Genomic DNA, 21,398 nt, shown 5'->3' on the forward strand with positions numbered 1-21,398 from the left:
GGTCACGCCGAGGAGCGCCCCTTGTGGCCGGCGCCCTGCGGCGCGGCGGGCGGCGGCAGGTCGAGCTGGATCGGCTCGAATTCGATCAAGTGGCTCGGCCGGCCCTCCGACGCCACCACGGCCTCGTGGTCGTCGTCGTCGATGTCGAGCGACAGGTCCACGTCGTTCGAGGGCATCGGCCCGGTGTACGGCCGCACCGGGGTGGTGGCCGTCAATGGTTCGAGCACGGTGTGCGAAAAACCGCTGTGGTCGTCCAGCGGCAGCAACAGGTCCACGCGGTCCGGCTCTGCCTGAGCCGGCCCGGTGGGGCCGGGTTCGACGCGGTCGCGCGCGACCGAGTACAGCATCAACAGCTCCCGGTAGGCGGGCAGCTCGAACGTCGTCGAGGCCGCGTCGCGGCGCAGCAACGAGGCCTGCAAGACCTCCAGGGCCCGGTTGGGCGTTTCCCAGAGGGCCTGCAAGCGTGAGATCACGGTCGGGTAGTCCTCCAGCGAACGGCCGTCAGACAGCGCTTCCTCCCAGGGCGGGGCGTAGGCATTGAAGCGGTGGTTGAACTGTTCGCGCACCTCCTCGTAGGCCTGGTGGTCGCCGCGCCGCTGGTAGATCTCCATCAGCTTCAGATAGGGCAAGGGACTGGCGTCGGGGCGCTCGGCCACATGCCCGATCAACAGGTCGATGGCCGCGTCCTCCTGGCCTAGCGCCACGAAAAACTCGGCTTGCTGTTCCAGGTCGATCAACTCTTCGACCGACACGGTGGTGCCGACCGCCAGTTCGTCACCGTAGCGTCCGGCCGGCGCGCCGCCCCCCTTCGCCGGAGCCGCAGCCGGCACCAACGTGCCGCTCGGCCGGTCTTCGGGTGGCAGCGCTGGCGCAGCGTCTTGCAGGCTCGGCGGCGCCGAAGGCAGGACCACCGGCGGCGTCGCCTGCGGTGGCGCGGGCGGGGGGCGATCGTCTTCGGCTGCCAGCGGCGCTGGCGCGCTGACGAGCGGCGCAGCCGGCGAGGGACGCGGCACCGTGGTCTGGCGCGCACCTGCATCGTCATCCGGGTCGACAGCCCGAGACCGCCGGCCCGCGTCGTCGGCCAGGCCGGACGGCGCCCACCAGACCCTTGGGCCGGCCCTGCGCCTGGCCCGCAGGGCGGCCACCAGCGCCAGCGCGAGCAACACGCACAGCCCCGCCAAGGCGTAGACCCACCAGGCCGGGCGGCGTGCCGCGGGCGCCTGGCCCAGCTGCGCCTGCAGCGCGGTGAGGCTGCGGCGCGTTTCGGCCGCTTCCTGGCGCAGCTGCGCCAATTCCTGTTCCAGCTGCTGCACCCGCTCGCTCGCGCGTGCCATCTGCTCGGGCGAGCTGTTCAGCGCCTGCCAGGTGGCGGCCGCGGCCTTGCGCTGGGCCTCGCTGCTGGGCGGCGTCGACGACAACTGCTGTGACGGACGCAGCGCCAGGGCGGTGCTGGGCTCGGGCTCCAACGGGTCGAGCTGCAATCGCGGTTGGGTGGCACTGGGGGCGCTGGCCGCCGCCGCGGTATCGGCCGCGCCAGGTGCTTGCGCCACGGCGGCGGCCCCGCTGCGACGGGGCGCACGCTTGCGCGCCGGACGCGCCTCGGCCACCGCACTCGGTTCGGCCGCCTCAATGCCGCCCTCCGCCACGGCGCGAGCGGCAGGGCGCTGCGCCGGCCGGGGCTTCGCAGCCCCCGGTTGGGCCGGGGCGGCCGTCTCGCTCCGCTGCGACGGCGCGCCCGCCATCACGGGCGCCGGCGGCGGCGCCACGGTCGGCGGATCGGCAAAGGCGACGAATTTGCGCGACACGCGCGAGATGCAGCCGGCCGTGACGTCGACGGTGACGATGGGCTCCTGCACCGCCTGGTGCGTGGTCAGGTGCAAGGTCCATTCGCCGGACACGGCTCCCGGGACGGTGCGCAACAGGAATGCCGACGACGGCAGCGGCACATCGCCCACCATCACCTCGGCGTTGACACACTCGGAAGAGAACCCGTCGCTCGCGTCGGAGCGGATCGTCACAGTCAGTTCGAGCGGACGGCCCAGCACCGCGGTGGTCCGGGCGTCGCCCAATCCCAAAGCCGTAGCGTTTGCACAGGCCGCCAGCCAGACAACAGCAGCAGTCAGCCGGGTGCAGACTTTATTCATGCGTGCGTTGGTGACATCTTGAAACCAACTCTAGCACGGCCGCCTGGGAATGCGCTGAAAGCGGTGGGAGGGGTGGTGCACCAGAGCGCACGGCGACGGCAGGGGCACCCGCGTCAGGCGGCGCCGGTACGGCAGGGTCATGCACAATCGTGCAGGCCAGGGCCCCGGGGACCGTCCCGCGCCGGGGCCATGTTGCTTGAATCACCAAATACTGCACGATGCCGAGCGAACTGCAAACTGAACGCCAGGATCGTACCCTGGTCCTCACACTTCACGATCCCGATACCCGCAACGCGTTGTCGGAGGAGATCATGGCGGCCGGCGTCGAGGCGCTGAATGTGGCTGAGTCGTCGGACGAGGTGCGCTGCGTCGTGCTCACCGGCGCCAACGGCACCTTCTGCTCGGGCGGCAATTTGCAGCAGCTGTCGCGCAACAGCCGGCTCGGGCCCGAGGTCCAGACCCAGCGCCTGGACCGGTTCCACCGCTGGATCGAGGCCATCCGCACCTTTCCGAAGCCCGTCATCGCGGCGGTCGAAGGCGCGGCGGCGGGCGGCGGTTTCTCGCTGGCGATGGCCTGCGACATGGTGGTCGCCTCGCGCGACGCGCGCTTTTCGCTCGCCTACCACCGCATCGGCCTGTCGCCCGACGGCGGAGCGACCTGGCAGCTGATGCAGTTGTTGCCCCGCCCGCTCGCCACCGAAATGCTGTGGCTGTCCGAGCCGGTCGAGGCCGAGCGGCTGCACGCCCACGGTGTTGTCAATCGAGTGACAGACAAAGGCCAGGCCCTGGCCGAAGCTGTGGCGATCGCCCAGCGGCTCGCGGGGCTGGCGCCGAACGCGCTGGCCAGCAGCAAAGAGCTGCTGAACCAATGGCCGACCCGCAGCCTGCCCCAACAACTGGACGCCGAGCGAGACTGTTTTGTCGACAACCTCCTGCACCCCAATGCCGCAGAAGGCATCGCCGCCTTCTTCGAGAAACGGCCGGCGCGCTACCGCTGAGTGCGGAGGCCCGCGTTGAACGGGCTGCGTCCGCCCCAGCGGCGCCGCATCTACCTGATGCGGCACGGCTCGGTGGACTACTTCCTCGCCGATGGCACCCCGGTCGCACCGGACACGGTGCCCCTCAACGACACCGGCCGGCGCCAGGCAGACGCCGCCGGCGAGCTGTTCGCCGCGGCGGGCGTGAGCTTCGACCGGGTGGTGGTGAGCGGCCTGCCCCGCACGGTGCAGACGGCGGAGCGCGTGCTGGCGGCTGCCTCCCAGACGGCCTCGATCCAACGCGCCCCCCAGCTCGAGGAGATCCGCGGGGGCCGGCTGGCCGACATTCCCCGTGAGGCGATACGCCAGGCCTTCCTCGGTGCCTTCCAGGGCATGGTGGACGAGTCGGCGCGCTTTTTAGGCGGCGAGTCCATCGGCGAAATGCTCGACCGGGTGTTGCCGGCCTTCCAGTCGCTGCTTGCCGACGACGGCTGGCAGCAGATGCTGCTGGTGCTGCACGGCGGCGTGAACCGGGCGCTGCTGTCGTATGCGCTGTCGGGCCAGCGCTGCTTCCTGGGCCGCATGGAACAGGCGCCGGCCTGCATCAACGTGCTGGACGTCGGCACCGATGACGACATGGTGGTGCGGGCCGTCAACCTGGCGCCGACACAGTGGCTGCACGAACGCGAGCGCCACACCACGATGGAGAAGCTGCTGGCGCAGTACCTGCGCCTGGACGGCAGCTCGCCTCGCAGCTGAAGCCGCTTCCAGGCCCGTGCGCCGTTGCGCGCCAGGCCGCGGGCGGGTCGCGCTTCAGGTGCGGTAGCTCTGGTCCACCCGATCCAGCCGGCGCAACAAGCCGGGCCAGATCAAATTCCCTGCGCCTTGCCCGCGTGTCACCTGCCGAGCCTGCTGCCCGGCCGTCTCGATGATGCGCGGATCGACATGCACCAGTTCGCCACCACCCGCCTGCGCGCGGACTTGGATGGTGCACACGGTCTCGAACAAATACATCGACTGGAAGGCGTCGGCCACCGACGACCCGACGGTCAGCAAGCCGTGGTTGCGCAGCATGAAGAACTTCTTGTCGCCCAGGTCGCGCACCAGGCGCGGCTTCTCGTCGTCGCGCAGCGCGACACCTTCGTAGTCGTGATAGGCCAGGCTCGACAGCACGAAGATCGATTGCTGCGACAAGGGCAAAACGCCCTGCTTCTGTGCCGACACCGCGATGCCGTTCAAGGTGTGCGTGTGCAGCACACATTGCGCGTCGTGGCGCACCGCATGGATGGCGCTGTGGATCGTAAAACCGGCCGGGTTGATCTCGAACGGCGTGTCGTCGATCTTGCGGCCCTGCATGTCGATCTTGACGAGACTGGACGCGGTGATCTCGTCGAACAGTAAACCGTAGGGGTTGATCAGGAACTGGTCATCGGTGCCCGGCACGCGGGCCGTGATGTGGGTAAACACCAGGTCGTCCCAGTGAAACAGGGCCACCAAACGATAGGCCGCCGCGAGATCGACACGTGTTTGCCATTCCGCTTCGCTGACGCTGTTTCGGCGTGACGGGATATGCAATGCAGTGGGGTCGGAAGTCATCAGCTGTCTCCTATGTGATAGTGGGTGGAAAATACGCCGCGCAGCGCCTTTATCCTTGTCACTTCAGCGACAAAACATGAATAGCCCCATTCTTACAATCGCCGAACGCAACACGATCGAATCCGGCCCGTGGTTTTCAAAGTTGTCGCCAGTTCTGCGCTCCGCCATTTTGTCGAGATCGACGGTGCGGCGCGTTCCCGACGGTGCCATGTTGTCTTCGAGGGGACAACCGGCCGACGAATGGATCGGTGTGGCACGCGGTGCCGTGCGGGTCAGCTCGGTGTCATTGTCGGGCAAGCAGATCACGCTGACCTATGTGGAGCCTGGCACGTGGTTCGGCGACATCGCCTTGTTCGACGGGCTGCCGCGCACACACGACGCGAATGCACATGGCGAGACGACCTTGCTGGTGGTGCGCAAGCCCGACTTCAAGGACTTGCTGCAGCAGCACAGCGAGCTGTACGAGGCCTTGTTGCGGCTCAATTGCCGACGATTGCGGCTGATGTTCAATGTGGTCGAGGACCTGAACACCTTGCCGCTGGCCGCACGCCTGGCCAAGCAGTTGCTGCTGCTGGCGCGCAGCTATGGCATCTCCCAGGGCGAGGAGATCCGCATCGGGCTGCAATTGGCACAGGAAGATCTGGCCCAGCTGCTCGGCGCGTCGCGCCAGCGGGTCAACCAGGAATTGAAATCCTTCGAACGCGAAGGTGCAGTACGCATCGAGCCCACCCGACTGGTGGTGCTCTCGAAAGAGAAACTGATGGCGATCGCGGAGGGCTGACCCAGGTCACGGCGTCCCCGCATCGCTTCTGTCACCACGGAAGCCAACACTGATGGACGCCTACACCGGAACCCGCCCCGTCGCCGAGCAACACGCCTTCGACATCGGGGCCCTCACCACCTACCTGCAACAACACCTGCCGGGCTTCGAAGGCCCGCTGACGGTGGAGCAGTTCAAAGGGGGGCAATCCAACCCCACCTACAAACTCGTGACGCCCGGGCGCAGCTACGTGATGCGCGCCAAGCCGGGCCCGGTGGCCAAGCTGCTGCCCTCGGCGCATGCGATCGAGCGCGAGTTCACCGTGATGAAAGCGCTGCACGGCACCGAGGTGCCGGTGGCGCAGATGCATTTGCTGTGTGAAGACGAAGCCATCATCGGCCGCGCCTTCTACGTGATGGAGTTTGTCGAAGGCCGCGTGCTGTGGGAGCAGTCGCTGCCCGGCATGACGCGCGAAGAGCGCGGCCAGATCTACGACGAGATGAACCGCGTGATCGCGGCGCTGCACAACGTCGACGTCGAAGCACGCGGCCTGGCCGGTTACGGCAAGCCAGGCAATTATTTCGAGCGCCAGATCGGCCGCTGGACCAAGCAGTACCTGGCCTCGGTGACCGAGCCGATCGACGCCATGGAGCGGCTGATCGAATGGCTGCCGGCGCACATCCCGGCGAGTGCCCGCGACGACAGCCAGGTGTCGGTGGTGCACGGCGACTACCGGCTCGACAACCTGATCTTCCACCCCGAAGAACCGCGCGTGCTCGCGGTGCTCGACTGGGAGCTGTCGACCATCGGCCATCCGCTGGCCGACTTCAGCTACCACAGCATGGCCTGGCACATCCCGCCCGGCGCCTTCCGCGGCATCGGCGGGCTCGACCATGAAGCGCTCGGCATCCCGAGCGAACGCGAGTACGTGCGCCGCTATTGCGAGCGGACCGGGCGCGCCAACCCCGATGCGGTGATGGCCGACTGGAACTTCTACCTCGCCTACAACCTGTTCCGCATCGCCGGCATCTTGCAAGGCATCGCCAAGCGCGTGGTCGACGGCACCGCCTCGAGCGCACAAGCCAAGCAGGCTGCGGCCGGTGCTCGCCCGATGGCCGAAATGGCCTGGACCTTCGCCCGCAACGCCTGAAGCCGAGGCCGGCCCAAGGCGCCGCTCCAGCCCAGCCGGCGCCAGTTTCGCCCCTTATCGTTTTCCCACCACGGAGATCCCATGGACTTCGACTACTCCCCCAAGACCAAGGCTCTGCAGGGCCGCCTCACGGCCTTCATGGAAGAGCACATCTATCCCAACGAAAGCCGCTACTGGGCCGAGATCGAGGCCAACACCAAGGCTGGCAAGCGGTGGACACCGCTGACGCTGATCGAAGAGTTGAAGCCCAAGGCACGCGACGCCGGCCTGTGGAATCTGTTCCTGCCGGAAAGCGGCCGTGGTGCCGGCCTGACCAACCAGGAGTACGCGCCGCTGGCCGAGATCATGGGCCGCACGCCCTGGGCCAGCGAGGTGTTCAACTGCTCCGCCCCCGACACCGGCAACATGGAGGTGCTCGAGCGCTACGGCACCGAGGAGCACAAGAAGCAGTGGCTTGAGCCCCTGCTCGAAGGCAAGATCCGCAGCGCCTTCGCGATGACTGAGCCGGAAGTGGCCTCGTCCGACGCCACCAACATCTGCGCCCGCATCGAGCGCCAGGGTGACGAGTACGTGATCAACGGCCGCAAGTGGTGGACCTCGGGCGCTGGCGACCCGCGCTGCAAGATCATGATCTTCATGGGCAAGACCGATCCGGACGCGCCCAGGCACCAGCAACAGTCGATGATTCTGGTGCCCACCGACACCCCGGGGGTCAAGGTGCTGCGCCCGCTGCCGGTCTTCGGTTACGACGATGCGCCCCACGGCCACATGGAAGTGCTGTTCGAGAACGTGCGCGTGCCGGCCTCGAACATGCTGCTGGGTGAAGGCCGCGGCTTCGAGATCGCCCAAGGCCGCTTGGGCCCGGGCCGTATCCACCACTGCATGCGTTTGATCGGCCTGGCCGAGCGGTCGCTCGAGCTGATGTGCAAGCGCGCCTCGTCGCGTGTCGCCTTCGGCAAGCCGGTGTCGGCGCAGACGGTGACGCAGGAGCGCATCGCGGAAGCGCGCTGCAAGATCGACCAGGCCCGTTTGCTGACCTTGAAAGCCGCCTGGATGATGGACGTGGCCGGCAACAAGGCGGCCAAGGCCGAGATCGCGATGATCAAGGTGGTGGCGCCCAACATGGCCGCCCAGGTGATCGACTGGGCCATCCAGGCCCACGGTGGTGGTGGTGTGTCAGAGGACTTCCCGCTGGCCTACTTCTACACCGCGGCACGGACGCTGCGCCTGGCCGACGGTCCGGACGAAGTGCACCGCAACGCCATCGCCAAGATGGAACTGGGCCGCCACGCGGCTTGAGGCAGCACCGGGCCGCCGTGGCGGCGGCCTCATAAGGCGCGCCGGGCAGCCACCGGCATGTGGGGCACGGGTCGTCCGGCCCTCCCCGTCATGCGGGCGGCGCACGGTCTGCCTGACATGGTTTGTTCACATCGGAAGCAACCGTGCTCGCGGCGGTCGCCGCTCAGCGACCACCCCCTTGCCTCGCCGGCCAGCGGCGCCTTCTCGGCGCTCCCCGGCCTGGTCAGGTTCACTTCGGCTTGTGCGGCGGCTGCTGCGCCTCGATCGGCAACTCGATGTGCGAGTCGGTATGCCACGCGATCGACGTCGTGCTGAGCCACGAGCCGTCGGTGTCTTCTTCCCACTGCGCCATCGCATCCTTGGCGCGGTCTGCCGCAAGGCGGAACAGCTCCACCACCTCTTCCATCAGCGACAGCGGCAGCGTCGGCAAGCGCATGCGCAGGTAGAGGCGCCCGCGCAGCGTCATCAGCACGAAGGGAATGCCCTCGAGCGACGTGACCGGCAGCACGGCGAGCCGCTCGCCGAAGGCACCCTGCACCCATGCCGATGCGGCATGCGGCGCGTTGGACACCATCCCGTAATGGAGCTTGAGCGCCGGCGTCGACGGCAGCGCGACCTTGGGATACATCGCCAGCCAGCGCATCTCCTCGGGCGACGCCGTGTCGATGTGCGTTTCGACGCGCTTGGTGAAGCGCTCGAACGCCGCGGCTTCGAGTTTGTCTTTCAGCAAACGCGTCACGAGCAGCACGTTGAGCGTGGGCGGCAAATGCAGCTCCATGCGCATGCGCAATTCCAGGCCGTCGATATAGCTGCGCTGCGGCGGCCCGTATTCGAGCCGCCAGCGCTGCCCGTCGAAATCGCCTTCGATCAGCAACTTCAAGGACTCGCGGTCGCGCCGCATTTGATAGCCCCGGTCCTGGGCCCAGGCCTCGGCGGCCGCGATATCCACGACCCGCCCCGGCCCCCCTAACCAGCGTTTCAGTGCATTGAGCATCGATTTTCGTACGATGGGAAGCCGGTATGAACCGCTCCCGACGGGCTTTTCAACACCCTGCTAGATTCCGGCCTTCCAACCATCAAGAATCCTCACGGAGAAGTGCCAGATGATCGAAGTGTATTCCTGGGCGACACCGAACGGGCACAAAGTGCACATCATGCTCGAGGAGTGCGGACTCGCCTACAAGGCGATCCCGGTCGACATCGGCGCGGGCCAACAGTTCGAGCCCGAGTTCCTGAAAATCAGCCCAAACAACAAGATCCCGGCCATCGTCGACCCCGTGGGCCCCGATGGGCAGCCGATCAGCTTGTTCGAGTCGGGGGCCATCCTGCTCTACCTGGCATCGAAGACCGGCCGCTTCCTGCCTGCCAGCGACCGCGGCAAGTTCGAGGTGCTGCAATGGCTGATGTTCCAGATGGGCGGGGTCGGTCCGATGCTCGGGCAAGCCCATCACTTCCGCATCTACGCGCCCGAAAAGCTGCCCTACGCGATCGACCGCTATACCAACGAAGCCAAGCGCCTGTACGGCGTGATGGACACACGTCTTTCACATAGTAAATATATCGCCGGCGACGAGTACAGCATCGCCGACATCGCGATCTTCCCGTGGCTGCGATCGTGGAAGAACCAGGGCATCGATTGGCAGGACTTCCCGCGCTTGAAGGCCTGGTTCAACGAGATTGCCGAACGGCCGGCGGTGCAGCGTGGCGTGGCCGTGCTGGCCAACCAGCGCCAGGCGCTCACCGACGACAAGGCGCGCGAGGTGCTGTTCGGCGCACAGCAGTATCAGCGGCGCTGAGAGCAACGCCATGACACCCCGTGCTACGCTTGCAAGGCAGCAAGCATGGAGTGCAGATGCAGACACACAAGCCGGCGCGCTTTCTGGTCTTGATCGAATCGGGGGGGCCCATGGTGGCGCGTCTCTTCGACGCGCAGAAGGTCCAACTCACGGAGATAGACGCGACCTCGGAAGAAGTCGCCGTGATGACGTCGGGCGTCATGCCGCGCCGCGCCAGTGACGACCCGGGGTGGGCCGCGGCCCTGCAAGGCCACAGCGCACAGGAACGTCAAGCGGCACTGGTCTTCGACCTGAACCCTTAGCGAACGCTGAACCACGCCAACATGCGGACGACCGAGCACTACGTGGAAGGCAAGACCGTTGCGAAGGTCACGCCGGCCCGGTAGTTAGACAACCCGCCGATTGTCAGACATCGGCATTTTGTGCAGTGGCCGCCAAGCCGCATAAACACTGGCCTGCCCGGAGGGACTCGAACCCCCGACCTACTGCTTAGAAGGCAGTTGCTCTATCCAGTTGAGCTACGGGCAGACTGATCCCGCCGCGCGGTCAGCACGACGAGCAGCGGCATTCTAAGCGCGGCCGATGGCGCCCCGCCACCGCACGTGGGCCCAGTTTCGCCACCCCCTGCGCGAGCGTAGCTGCGCATCCGACGCATTGCGGTGACTGTGCGCGAGGCAGGCACGGGCACACCCCTTGCCATGCAGGCGATGTGACACCCCAACCCGCATCGCCCCCCACCCCCACCTCGCCCCCCACCCCGGCCCGGGCCCGCAAACCCCTGTTCCGACGCCCCGCCGGCATCGCGCTGCTGGTGCTCCTGGCGCTGATGCTGGCGTTCGCGGTGTGCGAGTGGGCCGGCTGGCCGTTCCTCCGGGGGCCCTTGCAGCGCGCGTTGCAGGACAAGCTGCAGCGCGAGGTGGTGGTGGGCGAGGATTTCCGGCTGCGGCTGTTGGGCGGCTTGAAACTGCAGACCGACCAGTTTGCGATCGCGGCCCCCGCCTGGGCGGCCGAGAACCGGCGCGAAGAACTCATACGGGCCGAGGGTGTGCGGCTGGTGCTGCCCTACTCGACGGTGCTGAGCCCGCTGCGCCGCAAGCCGGACGAGCCGGCCGAGCCGCTGCGCATCCGCGCGCTGGAAGTGCGGCACCTGAAGGCGTCGTTCTGGCGTACCGAAGACGGGCGCGCCAATTGGCAGTTCACCCCGCCGGACCCGCAAAAGAAGAAGGCCGAGACCGAACTGCCCAGCTTCGACCGGCTGGTGGTCGGCGGTGGCGAGGTGCGCTACGACGACGAGGTGATCGGGCTGCAGATGCGGGCGTTGGCGCGCACCGAGGAAGGCAGCGCCAACGCGAACGGCGCCGGGCTGGTGATCGAGGGCGATGGCCACTACCGGGAAGGCGAGGCGCGCTTCAGTGGCGCCAAGTTCGGCTTCCGTATCGCCTCCGAGGGCCTGCTGCCACTGCTGACGCCGGAAGACGACAACGGCACGCCGGTGCCGTTCAGCCTGCACGCCAGCGCCGGGCGGGCCAAGTTCGAGTTCAAGGGCCAGGCAGTCGACGTGCTGCATTTGCGCGGCTTCTCCGGCGATTTCTCGATCTCCGGGCCTTCGCTGGCGGCGGTCGGCGCGCCGGCCGGCGTGACCCTGCCGAGCACCGGCCCCTTCGACATGAACGGCAAGCTCAGCAAGGACGGCGAGCTGTGGAAGGCGAGCGTCGGGCGCTTGGCCGTCGGCACCAGCCGTCTGGCCGGCGATTTCACCTATGACCGGCGCCACCCGGTGCCGCTACTGACCGGCGAACTGCGCGGCGACAGCCTGACGCTGCGCGACCTCGGCCCGGCCTTCGGCGCCCAGCCGCCCAACGGCAAAGCGCCGAAGGACGACGACCCGCCGGCCCCTGAAAAGAACAAAAAGCAGGACAAGGACGGCCAGGTGCTGCCGGCAAAGGAGTTCAACATCCCGTCGCTGAAAGCGATGAACGCCGATGTCCGCGTGAACCTGAAGAAGCTCGACCTGGGCACCCAGTTCCTCGGCGACCTGACGCCGCTGCAAGGCCGCATCTCGCTGCGCGACGGTGTGCTGAACATCCGCGAGTTGCTGGCCCGTGCCTCTGGTGGCGAGGTGCGCGGCAGCATCGGGCTCGACAGCCGCCCGAGCCAGCCCCGCTGGGCCATCGACCTGCGCTGGGCCGGCGTCGACCTGGACCGCTGGGTGAAGGCGCGCAACAACCGCGCCGAACAGGGTGCGGAAGACAGCTACATCACCGGCATCCTCGGCGGCCAGGCCAAGTTCGACGGCGTGGGCAAATCGACGGCGGCCATGCTCGGCTCGCTCGACGGCGATGCGGCCTTCTGGATCCGCGACGGCCAGATCTCGCACCTGATCGTCGAAGCCCTCGGGATCGACCTCGCGCAAGGCCTCGGCATCTTCCTGAAGGGCGACGCGCCGTTGCCGATGCACTGCGCCGTCGGGCGCTTCACGTCCAAGGGCGGCACGCTCGACACGCAGGTGGGGCTGATCGACACGCCCGATTCGCTGGTGCTGTTCGACGGCACGCTGTCGCTCGCCACCGAGCAACTGGCCCTGGTCCTGCGGGCGCAGCCCAAGGATTTCTCACCGGTGTCCTTGCGCTCGCCGGTGCATCTGAGCGGCACGTTCTCCGAGCCCAAGGTGCGCCTGGAGGGCAAGACGCTTGGATTGAAGCTGCTCGCCTCCGCGGCGCTGGCGGCCGTCAATCCTTTCGCGGCCTTGATCCCGCTCATCGACCCGGGCGAAGGCGAGAAAAACGGCTGCCGCGACGCCCTGCAGCGCTTGCGCGGCACCGGCGGCGGCAAAGTGTCCAACGCGCCGGCGACCGCTGCCGCGGCCGAGGGCGCCGTGCGCTCCGACAAGGCGGCCAGCCGCCCCTGACCCTTCTTCCACGTTCCACCCCCCAGAGAGAGGAAACCCGGCATGGGAACCGAGCTGATCGGCTGGCTCAGCAGCTTCATTCTTTTATCGACGATCTTCCACCAGGTCCGCAAGCAGTACCGCAGTCACGACAGCACCGGCGTGTCCTCGTGGCTGTTCATCGGCCAGTCGGCCGCCTCGCTAGGCTTTTCGATCTACAGCGCCTTGCTGCAAAACTGGGTGTTTCTGTTCGTCAACGTCGCGCTCCTGTGCAGCGCCATCGCCGGCCAGGCGATTTACTGGCGTAACACTCGGCACAAGCGCGCGCCTGTCAGAGCGAACAGTTAACAGGAACGGTGATTGCTGATATGGGATCATGGCTCGCGTAGTATGGAAAGGCGCTATCACCTTCGGCCTGGTGCACATCCCGGTGACACTGCGCGCCGCCGCTCGCAAGAACGACCTCAACTTCGACTGGCTGGACCGCCGTGACATGGCGCCGGTCGGCTACCGGCGCATCAACAAGCGCACCGGCGAGGCGATCGAGAGCGAGAACATCGTCAAGGGCTACGCCTACGAGCCGGGCGAATACGTGCTGATGTCCGACGAGGACTTCCGGCTCGCCAACCCCGAAGCCACGCAGACCGTCGACATCCTCGGCTTCGTCGACGCGAGCCGCATCTCGCCGGCCTATTTCGAAGTGCCCTACTACCTCGAGGTCGGCAAGCGCGGCGAAAAAGGCTACGCCCTGCTGCGCGAGGTGATGCGCAGCAGCGGCCGGGCGGGCCTCGCCAAGGTGGTGATGCACAGCAAGCAGCATCTGGCCGCGGTGCTCGTCGAGGGCGACGTGCTGCTGCTGAACACGATGCGCTTCGCCGACGAGGTGTTGAAGGCGGACGACGTGTACGTGCCCGACAGCGACCTGAAAAAGGTGGGCGTCGGCGAGCGCGAACTCGAAATGGCCCAGCGCCTGGTCGACGAGATGTCGGAGGACTGGCAGCCCGAGCAGTACCACGACAGCTACCGCGACGACTTGTTGAGTCGTATCGAGGCCAAGATCCAGGCCGGCCAGACGCACACGCTGACGCCGGTGGGTGACGAGCCGGCCGGCAAGGGCGAAGGCGCCCAGGTGATCGATTTGATGGCCGCCCTGCGCCAGAGTGTGCAGCGGGTGGAGCGCAAGCCAGCAGCGGGCGATGGGGGTGCCAAGGTCAAGCCGATGCATGTGGGTGGCAAGACCGGGGCAGATCCATCGCCCGCCTCCGCTGGCAAACAACGCGCGGCGGCCGACGGCGCGAGTGCGCGGCGGCCCACACCGGCCCGCAAGACGGCCGCCTCCAAGACCTCCGCGAGCAAAAGCGCCGCGACCAAATCGGCCGCCGCCAAGACGGCCGCCGCACGCAAGACGGCGACGGCCGAGCCGGCGCGGCGCAAACGGGCGTGACCCAGCATGGGCCGCGACCATCCCCTGTCGGCCTACCACGCCAAGCGGGACTTCGCGCACACGCCCGAACCCGCCGGTGAAAAGCGCGTCGCGAAACGGCGCGGCAAGGCCGTTCAGCCCGCCCTGCAGTTCGTCATCCAGCGCCACCATGCACGGCGACTGCACTACGACTTCCGGCTCGAATGGGGTGGCACCCTGAAGAGCTGGGCGGTGCCGCGCGGACCCAGCCTGGACCCCGACATCCAGCGCCTCGCGGTCGAGGTCGAGGACCATCCGCTCGACTACGCCGGCTTCGAGGGCACGATCCCGAAGGGCCACTACGGTGCCGGCGACGTCGCCATCTGGGACCGTGGCGAGTGGATACCCGAAGGCGACGCCGAGGAGGGTCTGCGCCGCGGCAAGCTGCACTTCGAACTGCGCGGCACCCGGTTGCACGGCGCCTGGGTGCTGTTCCGCCTGGCGGGCGAAGGCGATCAATGGATGCTGCGCAAGCGGCGCGACCAGCATGCGCGCATCGGCGACGGCGACGCGGTGTTGCACGACCCGCCCGAGGCCGAGGCCCCGCCTGCGCCGGCCCCTGCCCCGGTGGCCGCCAAATCACCGCGCAGCAGCGCAGCGTCGAGCCGTCGCCGCCGCGTCCCGGTGCCCGAGTTCGTCGAACCGCAACTGGCCACGCTGGTCGACCGGCCGCCGGTCAGCGACGCCTGGGTCTACGAGATCAAATACGACGGCTACCGCATGCTGGTGCGCTGCGACGGCCGCCAGGTGCGCCTGTTCAGCCGCAACGGCATCGAGTGGACCGAGCGGCTGCCGTCGCTGGTGCAGCGGCTGTCGGCCTTGCAAAGCCACAGCGGCTGGCTCGACGGCGAGATCGTCGTGATGGACGAGCACGGCCATACCGACTTCCATGCGCTGCAAGCCACGCTCGACAGTGGCGCGCCTCAAGTGGAGTACGTGGTCTTCGACGTGCCGTGGTGGGACGGCGAAGACCTGCGGGATCGGCCCCTGTCCCACCGTCTGCAGGCACTCGACGAAATCTTCGCGGCGCTGCCCGCCCAGCCAGGTCTGAGCCGCAGCAAACCCTTGGACCCGGGGTACGTCGGCCAGGCCGTGCTCCAAGCGGCCTGCCAGCTGGGCCTGGAGGGTTTGATCGGGAAGCGTCTGGACGCGCCCTACCGCAGCGGTCGTTCGCCCCATTGGATCAAGCTCAAATGCCGCTCCGAGCAGGAAGTCGTGATCGGCGGCTACACGGAGCCGCGCGGCAGCCGCGGGCACCTCGGGGCGCTGTTGGTCGGCGTGTGGGGCAAGGACGGCCAGCTCGACTATGCCGGGCGCGTCGGCAGCGGCTTCGATCAGGCCGGGCTGCAGGCGATGCGCGAGCGGCTGGCACCCGACGAGACAGCGCGCTGCCCCTTCCGCAGCAAGCCGTCACTGCCCGGCGCGCCGACGGTGCATTGGGTCGAGCCGGTCCATGTGGTACAGGTGCGTTACGCCAGCTGGACCCAGGAGGGCCTGCTGCGTCAGGCTTCGTTCGTCGGTGTGCGCGAAGACAAGCCGGTGCGCAAGGTGGTGCGCGAATTGCCGCAGACGGTGGCACAGGAGGACACCCCGATGCGCCCGAGCGCCACCCGCCTTGCCGGCCGCCCCGCCAGCCCTGCCGCCACCGCGGCACGCGCTTCGTTGCGCCGCAGCGGCGCCAGCAGCGATCCGAAGGCCAACAGCGTGGGCGGCGTGCGCGTCACCCACCCCGAGCGTCTGGTGTTCAGCGTGCCGCGCATCACCAAGCTCGAGGTGGTGCGCTACCACGAAGACATCGGCGAGTATCTGCTGCCCCATCTGGCGGCGCGCCCCTTGAGTCTGCTCAGGTGTCCGCAGGGCACCGGGGGCGAATGCTTCTTTCAGAAACACGTCGAGACCACCTTGCCGAGTGGCGTCGAAAGCGTGGAAGTCCCGGCCAGCGACGGCACCGACACGCTGGTGATGGTCAACAGCGTCGAAGGCATCGTCGCGCTGGCGCAGTACGGCAATGTCGAGTTCCATACCTGGGGCGCGCGAGCGCCCCGGCCCGACCGCCCCGACCGCATCACGATGGACCTCGACCCCGACCCGGACCTGCCGTGGGCGCAGGTGGTCGAAGCGGCCCAGCTGACCCGGGTGCTGCTCGAAGAACTGGGACTGGCGGCCTTCCTGAAGACCACCGGCGGCAAGGGCCTGCACATCGTCACGCCGATCAAGGCGACGCGCAGCTGGGACGAGGTCAAGGCCTTCACGAAAGGCCTGGCCTCGCGGCTCGCCAGCGTCGCGCCCCAGCGTTTCACCGCCCGGCTGTCGAAATCGAGTCGCGGCGGCCGCATCTTCATCGACTACCTGCGCAACGGGCGCGGCGCCACCGCGGTCGCGTCCTACTCCTTGCGCGCACGTGAAGGCGCCCCCGTCTCGGTGCCGCTGCACTGGGACGAGCTGTCGGCCAAGAAAGACGTGCGGGCCGAGCATTTCAACCTTCGCAACGCCGTGGCCCGGGCGCCCGAGTCGGAAACCGCGTGGCAGGACTACGCGGCACAGCGGCGCACGCTGACGGTCAAGATGTTCCGTGCGCTCGGCGTCGACCCTGGCAGCGCAGAGTCATAGAGCGGCTTGAATGCCTGGCAACGGGCGACATGCCGCTCACAGGCTGCCGACGCAATTTGGCGCACCGCAGCGGCACGTCAAGCGCCCTTCGTGGTGGGTTTCGCCGTAGTTCGCCGTCAGCTCCTCGCCCGGCACGATCGCGCGCAGGGCATAGAACTCGACCCGGCCTTGCCGGATGCGCAGCACGGTATTCGGCGCGCACGAATGGTTGGTGAACCGCATCGGGTCGCTCGAGCCGGACGCGTCGATGGCACGCTTGTCCGACACCTCGACGATCATGATGCGCTGCTGCCGCTTGGCGCGCCGCCGCGCCTCGGCGACGCTGATGGACTCCCCGCGCAACTCGCCGATCTTCTTGTACGGCGGGATCGCCTCGTCGGCGAAAACGCCGGTGCCGTCGATCAGGCTCGGCTGTACTTTGACCTTGAACTTCTGGGGATTGCTGGCAAGACTGACCATTTCGGGAAGATACCGCAATACGCTGGCGCGAACCGCCGCAGCAAGGTGCCGCCCGCGGCCCCATGCAGAGGGAGGCTATGGCAGCGCGGTGCTCAGCACGACGGTCTGGACAGCCGGCAGCTGCGCCACCGGCACCCAGACGGCGTCAGCGGGCCGGTCGCTCGCCCCGGCGGCCACGAACAGCATGAAGATGGCACCCGCGGCAGCCCAGCGCTGCCCGGCCGATGCTCTGCGGAACCAGCGATAAAGGGAAAACAGCAGCATACGACACCCGTACTGTCCGTAACCTCTGCTGCTGCGACGGCAACATGCATGCCGAGCTGCAGCCTGCCTGCCTGCCGCCGAGGCCCGCAACGGGTCCGCTGAAAAACCTGCAGGGCCGGCGGCAGCTTCGGCCCCACAGCCGGGCCCTCAGGCGCGCACTTGCATACGCTGGTGGATGCGGTCGGCCGCCGCCGCCTCGATCGCCGCATTGACGAGCTGGACCCGATTGCGCACCGAAAAACGGCGCCGCAACTGCCGCAGGTGGTAGTCCACGGTGTGCGACGACAGGCTCAGCCGGTGGGCGATTTGCTTGTCGCTCTGCCCTCCGATCAGGCACTCCAGGATGTCGCGCTGCAGCGCCGAGAGTTCGGCCCGCGGCCCCGACGCAAACACCGAGCGATGCACGTGGCGCGACAAGAATTCGTGCACGCTCAGCCCCAGCGTCAGCGCCTGACCCAGCACGCTGTCGACGATCCACCCACGCTGCGGCGCGCTCGACATCAGGCTGATCACGGTGCGCTCGTGCGGCATGTCAGGCGACGCCACGCTGAAGAACACACCACTGCGGATGCCGCTGTCACCAAAGTCGTTCAAGAACCTGCGCGCCCTCGAGCTGCCCGGTTGCGTCCGGGCGCTGGCGGCGATGTCGTCGAGGTCCCAGACCAGCGGCAGACTGGACGACGGGGCGTCGTAGTGGCGCGGATCCATTTCGTAATAGCGCTCCCGGAAGTAGTGCTCTGTCCACACCGGGTGGCCGTAGGTCGTCAAAAAGCTGCGGGGTATCGCGCGGCCGCGCTGGATGCCTGCCGTGCCATAGGCGAGCCACTCGAAACCCAGCCCGTGCAACAGCCGGCGCACCAGGCGCACCCGGTCGGCGCTGGAGGGCTGCGCGAGCAGCTCGTTGACCAGGCCGGGCAGCGAGCCGGTGCGTTGCGGCGCATCGTGCAACAACAAGTCCGACTCCGAATAGAGCAACACGCCCCCGGCATCGCCCGACGCGGGCTGCCGGCGGGCGAGATAAGGTTCAAGCGTGTCGCTGGCGCCGGACATCCCGCCATCGTGCAGCGGGCTGCGCAGTACCCCTGAGTCCCGGCGCCACGGTGGCGGGCCGTGAGGCTCCTCGCGTGCGGTCAATTCCATAACTCACCTCTCCTGCCATTCGATGTAGTCGGCGAAACGCTGACCCGCCGACCTTACAGCAGCTGGCCCGCGAAGCGAGCCCAATACAACTCTAGCGCGCAGAACTGCCGGCGAGGCCGCAAGCGCCTTCGTCGGCAACCCTGCTTTTTGCGGCGGGAGAACGGTACGTCAAGGCCACCGGCTTCAGGCGTAGCAAGGGCTTTGTTGGGTTACAGAATGTTGATCCGACGAACGGGCCCAGCCGTGGGTTTTCGTGCAGCCGCAGGCCCGTCCGAGCGCTTGGGCCTGTCCAGTCGAATGCAAAAGGGTACAACCTCGCTCGCGCTGCAGCACACCCTTGTCGCGTCTCTGTGCCAGCAGGGAAACAGGCGCATAGAAACTGAAACGCCGGCGGCGCCGGCGTTTCGGGAGCGGGCGCTGCCGTCAGCGGTGGGAAGCACAGCCAGCGTCCGAGTGGCAGGCCAGTTCTGCGTCTGGCACCGCCTCGTCGTCGCTCCCACGATGTGCGAAAACGTCGCGCTCACGCTGCGGTGTCGTGTCGGCCGCTGCGCCGTCTCGCACCAGGGTCAGCAGCTCACGCCGTCGTTGCGCCAGCTCATCCCATCTCTCCGCCAGCAGCGCCTCGGCGGCGGCGACACGGCGTTCGCTGTCGACCCCCGAGCCCCCGGGCGCCATAGGCCGCCACGCGCCGGCACGCCGCAGCTGCTCGATCCGGCAGGCGCCGACAGCCAGGGCCGCCGTGCCCGACAACCACACCGCCGACAAGCCTGGGCTTTGCCCAGACGCCGACCCACCCACCGCCTGCGACCAGCCCTCGACCGTGTCCGCTGAGCGCGCGGCTGAGAAGTCCTGCAACACCGGAATCGGGGGGTTCCCGTTCCATCCATTTGCCATGATCTGTATCCCTCGGAACATACCGATGCCGCTGAAGCAGTGCGCGGGGGCTGCGGCGGGCCAGCGCGCGATCGGAACGCCGATTCGAAACGTCCGTTCCTTGCGGCGCTCGGTCAGTGCGTCCAGGTGCAGCAGCGCCGGCGCGAATAACTCTGCAGCACGGGCAGCGCCGAAGGACTCGGGCAACGGCGCGACCATGCCTCTGGCCACGACCTGTCGATGGGCTCCGCGCAGCCCCGCGGACGCCAGCGGGTGCGGTACGAAACGCTACGGGTACCGGGACTGCGCTTGCTGAATTCTTTCTTCATGAGCTGTCCTCCTGCGTATCGGCCGTGCGTGGGGCGGTCCCTCCGCTCTTGCACGTTTTGCCTAGTTGATGCGCAGGACTCTACGGTTGTATACGCACGCGTCGCAACACCGAGTTCTCGTAGTTGGGCGTGGCGGCCCGCGCTAGGGCGGGCCGGCGGCACCAAAACTCGTCCGGCGGAAGCAAAGCCCGCCGTCCGTTGCCTGGGCCGAAAACGACTTCCGTCAACGGTCCAGATCGAGGAAAGCCGACACGCCAAACGCCACCGCGCCTGCCACCGGCAGGCTCACGAGCACCAGCAAGGCCTCGCCGGCCGCGTCCACACCCAGGGCGGTTCCCATCACGGTGAGCACGACGGCCACCAGCCCCAGCACCTTCGCACCCACTGCCCAGTTCGTCATGGCCGTACTCCTTCATGAAAGCCGGCATTAATGCTCCAACCGCCGCTTGGCAGGTCGCGCCACCGCCACCAATGCGGTCGCGGCGGCAAGCACCCACAAGATCACGGTCGCCAAAGAACTAAAAGCAAACGAAGTGCCTGCCCAGCTGAACAGCACGGCTAGCAAGGCAAATACCACCGACCACTTCCACATCGAAAGCTCCTGAAAGAAATTCTGTGTGATGTGTTGGGATGTTAGAAAAGCGGCCCGCAGAGGCGTGTCGGCAGGCGGCGGCGCGGATTGTCGGCCCGGTCCTACAGGCGTCGCCTCGCGCTTTCCCCACTCGTTCAGGGGGGCGGGCCCGTTCACAATCGAAACAGAACGAGATCGGGGCGGGCCGAAACTGCCACCGATTGCGGGTGTCGGCGGCGACGGCCGGCGCACCGCTCAAAACAACAGGGGCTGAAGCGCCCGGAACGCCGTGGAGACCTTGCAAACATCCCAACCGCGTCTGCTCGTGGTGGACGACGACCGCGACATGGTCGCCGTCCTGGAAGACCTGCTGACACGCGCCGGCTTCATCGTCGACGGTGTCCATTGCGGCGCCGCGATGTTCGCCGCGCTGGCGCAGCGGCCATACGACCTGCTGCTGCTCGACCTGCGCCTGCAGGCCGAAGACGGCCTGGCCTTGGCGCGCCGGCTACGGCAACAGTCGCGCGTGCCGCTGGTGATGATCAGCGGCAGCAGCGACGAAACCGACCGGGTGCTGCTGTTGGAGCTGGCTGCGGACGACTTTTTGGTCAAACCTTTCAGCGAACGCGAACTGGTGGCGCGCATCCGCGCTGTCTTGCGTCGCCACGGCAGCCCCGCCCTGCCCGTGGCGCTGCCCAGCGCCGATGCGACCCCCCCGCCCGCCGGCCGCGGTGAACGGCTGTGTTTCGGCCCCTGGGTGCTCGACCTGCGCGAGCGCGAATTGCGCAAGCGCAGCGGCGAACCCTGCGCGCTGACGCAAGGCGAGTTCCGTCTGCTGGAAGCATTCGTTCGCGCCCCTCGTCGCGTCTGGACCCGAGACCAACTGCTGGAGCAGACGCGCAGCCTCGAGACCGAGGTGTTCGACCGCACCATCGACGTCCTGATCCTGCGCCTGCGCCGCAAGATCGAGGCCAATCCCAAACATCCGCAGTACATCTGCACCGAACGCGGGCTGGGCTATCTGTTCGCGGCCGACGTGGTGCCGGCTTGAGCACCCGCTCGGCCGCCCGAAGGGGCTCGC

The 21,398-nt window shown here is 67.8% G+C and carries 21 protein-coding genes and 1 tRNA gene; 12 read left to right on the forward strand and 10 right to left on the reverse strand.

The window, feature by feature from the left end; translation table 11 throughout:
* Positions 1-2: 2 nt before the first annotated feature.
* Positions 3-2,144 carry a type IV pilus assembly protein FimV gene (locus AAW51_RS15530; protein WP_157359914.1) on the reverse strand — a complete coding sequence of 714 codons (2,142 nt, stop codon included), beginning with the start codon at positions 2,142-2,144 and terminating at the stop codon, positions 3-5.
* A 218-nt stretch (positions 2,145-2,362) separates the two neighbouring features.
* Between AAW51_RS15530 and AAW51_RS15535 the strand changes: the two genes are divergently transcribed.
* Complete coding sequence (locus tag AAW51_RS15535; RefSeq protein WP_047195333.1) at positions 2,363-3,142, forward strand: oxepin-CoA hydrolase, alternative type; 780 nt, start codon at positions 2,363-2,365, stop codon at positions 3,140-3,142.
* 57 nt (positions 3,143-3,199) lie between these two features.
* Positions 3,200-3,880, forward strand: coding sequence for a histidine phosphatase family protein (locus tag AAW51_RS15540; RefSeq protein ID WP_047197879.1), 681 nt, complete (start codon positions 3,200-3,202; stop codon positions 3,878-3,880).
* 54 nt (positions 3,881-3,934) lie between these two features.
* Here the strand turns inward: AAW51_RS15540 and AAW51_RS15545 are convergent, their stop codons facing one another.
* Positions 3,935-4,717: a class II aldolase/adducin family protein gene (locus tag AAW51_RS15545; protein WP_047195334.1), complete on the reverse strand. Its 783-nt coding sequence runs from the start codon at positions 4,715-4,717 to the stop codon at positions 3,935-3,937.
* 76 nt (positions 4,718-4,793) lie between these two features.
* Between AAW51_RS15545 and AAW51_RS15550 the strand changes: the two genes are divergently transcribed.
* The 3 genes from AAW51_RS15550 to AAW51_RS15560 all read left to right on the forward strand — a co-directional run bounded on the left by AAW51_RS15550 (position 4,794) and on the right by AAW51_RS15560 (position 7,926).
* Entirely contained in the window at positions 4,794-5,498 is a 705-nt protein-coding gene (locus AAW51_RS15550; protein ID WP_047195335.1) for a Crp/Fnr family transcriptional regulator, read from the forward strand.
* Between the two features lie 52 nt (positions 5,499-5,550).
* Complete coding sequence (locus tag AAW51_RS15555; protein ID WP_047195336.1) at positions 5,551-6,627, forward strand: phosphotransferase; 1,077 nt, start codon at positions 5,551-5,553, stop codon at positions 6,625-6,627.
* A gap of 81 nt (positions 6,628-6,708) precedes the next feature.
* Entirely contained in the window at positions 6,709-7,926 is a 1,218-nt protein-coding gene (locus AAW51_RS15560; protein ID WP_047195337.1) for an acyl-CoA dehydrogenase family protein, read from the forward strand.
* 229 nt (positions 7,927-8,155) lie between these two features.
* Here the strand turns inward: AAW51_RS15560 and AAW51_RS15565 are convergent, their stop codons facing one another.
* A complete protein-coding gene (locus tag AAW51_RS15565; RefSeq protein WP_157359915.1) occupies positions 8,156-8,920 on the reverse strand; it encodes a hypothetical protein in 765 nt (254 codons plus the stop codon).
* Positions 8,921-9,029: 109 nt separating this feature from the next.
* On the opposite strand from AAW51_RS15565, the gene AAW51_RS15570 reads away from it, so the two are divergent.
* Positions 9,030-9,722, forward strand: coding sequence for a glutathione binding-like protein (locus tag AAW51_RS15570; RefSeq protein WP_047195338.1), 693 nt, complete (start codon positions 9,030-9,032; stop codon positions 9,720-9,722).
* A 56-nt stretch (positions 9,723-9,778) separates the two neighbouring features.
* Positions 9,779-10,024, forward strand: coding sequence for a hypothetical protein (locus AAW51_RS15575; protein WP_047197881.1), 246 nt, complete (start codon positions 9,779-9,781; stop codon positions 10,022-10,024).
* A gap of 149 nt (positions 10,025-10,173) precedes the next feature.
* Here AAW51_RS15575 and AAW51_RS15580 read toward each other — a convergent pair.
* Positions 10,174-10,250: transfer RNA gene (locus tag AAW51_RS15580), tRNA-Arg, on the reverse strand.
* 181 nt (positions 10,251-10,431) lie between these two features.
* Between AAW51_RS15580 and AAW51_RS15585 the strand changes: the two genes are divergently transcribed.
* From AAW51_RS15585 to ligD, 4 genes are read left to right on the forward strand one after another with little or no spacing between them, the layout of a single operon-like run.
* Complete coding sequence (locus AAW51_RS15585) at positions 10,432-12,630, forward strand: AsmA family protein (RefSeq protein ID WP_047195339.1); 2,199 nt, start codon at positions 10,432-10,434, stop codon at positions 12,628-12,630.
* 42 nt (positions 12,631-12,672) lie between these two features.
* The gene (locus AAW51_RS15590; RefSeq protein WP_047195340.1) at positions 12,673-12,957 is read left to right on the forward strand and encodes a hypothetical protein; all 285 of its coding nucleotides are present in this window, start codon (positions 12,673-12,675) and stop codon (positions 12,955-12,957) included.
* Between the two features lie 28 nt (positions 12,958-12,985).
* The gene (ku, locus tag AAW51_RS15595; RefSeq protein ID WP_047195341.1) at positions 12,986-14,053 is read left to right on the forward strand and encodes a non-homologous end joining protein Ku; all 1,068 of its coding nucleotides are present in this window, start codon (positions 12,986-12,988) and stop codon (positions 14,051-14,053) included.
* Positions 14,054-14,059: 6 nt separating this feature from the next.
* Positions 14,060-16,681 (forward strand): DNA ligase D, encoded by a 2,622-nt coding sequence (gene ligD / locus AAW51_RS15600; RefSeq protein ID WP_047195342.1) that lies wholly within the window; start codon positions 14,060-14,062, stop codon positions 16,679-16,681.
* A 36-nt stretch (positions 16,682-16,717) separates the two neighbouring features.
* Here ligD and AAW51_RS15605 read toward each other — a convergent pair whose 3' ends face one another.
* From AAW51_RS15605 to AAW51_RS29985, 6 genes are all read right to left on the reverse strand, one after another.
* Positions 16,718-17,140: an SET domain-containing protein gene (locus AAW51_RS15605; protein WP_047195343.1), complete on the reverse strand. Its 423-nt coding sequence runs from the start codon at positions 17,138-17,140 to the stop codon at positions 16,718-16,720.
* Positions 17,141-17,215: 75 nt separating this feature from the next.
* Positions 17,216-17,404 (reverse strand): hypothetical protein, encoded by a 189-nt coding sequence (locus AAW51_RS15610; protein WP_047195344.1) that lies wholly within the window; start codon positions 17,402-17,404, stop codon positions 17,216-17,218.
* Positions 17,405-17,551: 147 nt separating this feature from the next.
* On the reverse strand, positions 17,552-18,544 hold the full coding sequence (locus tag AAW51_RS15615) for a LuxR family transcriptional regulator (RefSeq protein WP_047195345.1): 993 nt from the start codon (positions 18,542-18,544) through the stop codon (positions 17,552-17,554).
* 423 nt (positions 18,545-18,967) lie between these two features.
* Positions 18,968-19,438, reverse strand: coding sequence for a hypothetical protein (locus AAW51_RS15620; RefSeq protein ID WP_169788038.1), 471 nt, complete (start codon positions 19,436-19,438; stop codon positions 18,968-18,970).
* Between the two features lie 531 nt (positions 19,439-19,969).
* Complete coding sequence (locus AAW51_RS29980) at positions 19,970-20,146, reverse strand: hypothetical protein (RefSeq protein ID WP_157359916.1); 177 nt, start codon at positions 20,144-20,146, stop codon at positions 19,970-19,972.
* Positions 20,147-20,173: 27 nt separating this feature from the next.
* Positions 20,174-20,338: a hypothetical protein gene (locus tag AAW51_RS29985; RefSeq protein ID WP_157359917.1), complete on the reverse strand. Its 165-nt coding sequence runs from the start codon at positions 20,336-20,338 to the stop codon at positions 20,174-20,176.
* Positions 20,339-20,615: 277 nt separating this feature from the next.
* On the opposite strand from AAW51_RS29985, the gene AAW51_RS15625 reads away from it, so the two are divergent.
* A complete protein-coding gene (locus tag AAW51_RS15625; RefSeq protein ID WP_083438705.1) occupies positions 20,616-21,368 on the forward strand; it encodes a response regulator in 753 nt (250 codons plus the stop codon).
* The last annotated feature ends 30 nt before the right edge of the window (positions 21,369-21,398 follow it).

This window comes from Caldimonas brevitalea (assembly GCF_001017435.1).
Taxonomy (GTDB): Bacteria; Pseudomonadota; Gammaproteobacteria; order Burkholderiales; family Burkholderiaceae_C; genus Caldimonas; species Caldimonas brevitalea.

Coding starts and splice junctions, on each gene's coding strand:
- AAW51_RS15530 (WP_157359914.1), bottom strand. CDS start 2,144: ATGAATAAAGTCTGCACCCGGCTGACTGCTGCTGTTGTCTGGCTGGCG.
- AAW51_RS15535 (WP_047195333.1), top strand. CDS start 2,363: ATGCCGAGCGAACTGCAAACTGAACGCCAGGATCGTACCCTGGTCCTC.
- AAW51_RS15540 (WP_047197879.1), top strand. CDS start 3,200: ATGCGGCACGGCTCGGTGGACTACTTCCTCGCCGATGGCACCCCGGTC.
- AAW51_RS15545 (WP_047195334.1), bottom strand. CDS start 4,717: ATGACTTCCGACCCCACTGCATTGCATATCCCGTCACGCCGAAACAGC.
- AAW51_RS15550 (WP_047195335.1), top strand. CDS start 4,794: ATGAATAGCCCCATTCTTACAATCGCCGAACGCAACACGATCGAATCC.
- AAW51_RS15555 (WP_047195336.1), top strand. CDS start 5,551: ATGGACGCCTACACCGGAACCCGCCCCGTCGCCGAGCAACACGCCTTC.
- AAW51_RS15560 (WP_047195337.1), top strand. CDS start 6,709: ATGGACTTCGACTACTCCCCCAAGACCAAGGCTCTGCAGGGCCGCCTC.
- AAW51_RS15565 (WP_157359915.1), bottom strand. CDS start 8,920: ATGCTCAATGCACTGAAACGCTGGTTAGGGGGGCCGGGGCGGGTCGTG.
- AAW51_RS15570 (WP_047195338.1), top strand. CDS start 9,030: ATGATCGAAGTGTATTCCTGGGCGACACCGAACGGGCACAAAGTGCAC.
- AAW51_RS15575 (WP_047197881.1), top strand. CDS start 9,779: ATGCAGACACACAAGCCGGCGCGCTTTCTGGTCTTGATCGAATCGGGG.
- AAW51_RS15590 (WP_047195340.1), top strand. CDS start 12,673: ATGGGAACCGAGCTGATCGGCTGGCTCAGCAGCTTCATTCTTTTATCG.
- ku (WP_047195341.1), top strand. CDS start 12,986: ATGGCTCGCGTAGTATGGAAAGGCGCTATCACCTTCGGCCTGGTGCAC.
- ligD (WP_047195342.1), top strand. CDS start 14,060: ATGGGCCGCGACCATCCCCTGTCGGCCTACCACGCCAAGCGGGACTTC.
- AAW51_RS15605 (WP_047195343.1), bottom strand. CDS start 17,140: ATGGTCAGTCTTGCCAGCAATCCCCAGAAGTTCAAGGTCAAAGTACAG.
- AAW51_RS15610 (WP_047195344.1), bottom strand. CDS start 17,404: ATGCTGCTGTTTTCCCTTTATCGCTGGTTCCGCAGAGCATCGGCCGGG.
- AAW51_RS15615 (WP_047195345.1), bottom strand. CDS start 18,544: ATGGAATTGACCGCACGCGAGGAGCCTCACGGCCCGCCACCGTGGCGC.
- AAW51_RS15620 (WP_169788038.1), bottom strand. CDS start 19,438: ATGGCAAATGGATGGAACGGGAACCCCCCGATTCCGGTGTTGCAGGAC.
- AAW51_RS29980 (WP_157359916.1), bottom strand. CDS start 20,146: ATGACGAACTGGGCAGTGGGTGCGAAGGTGCTGGGGCTGGTGGCCGTC.
- AAW51_RS29985 (WP_157359917.1), bottom strand. CDS start 20,338: ATGTGGAAGTGGTCGGTGGTATTTGCCTTGCTAGCCGTGCTGTTCAGC.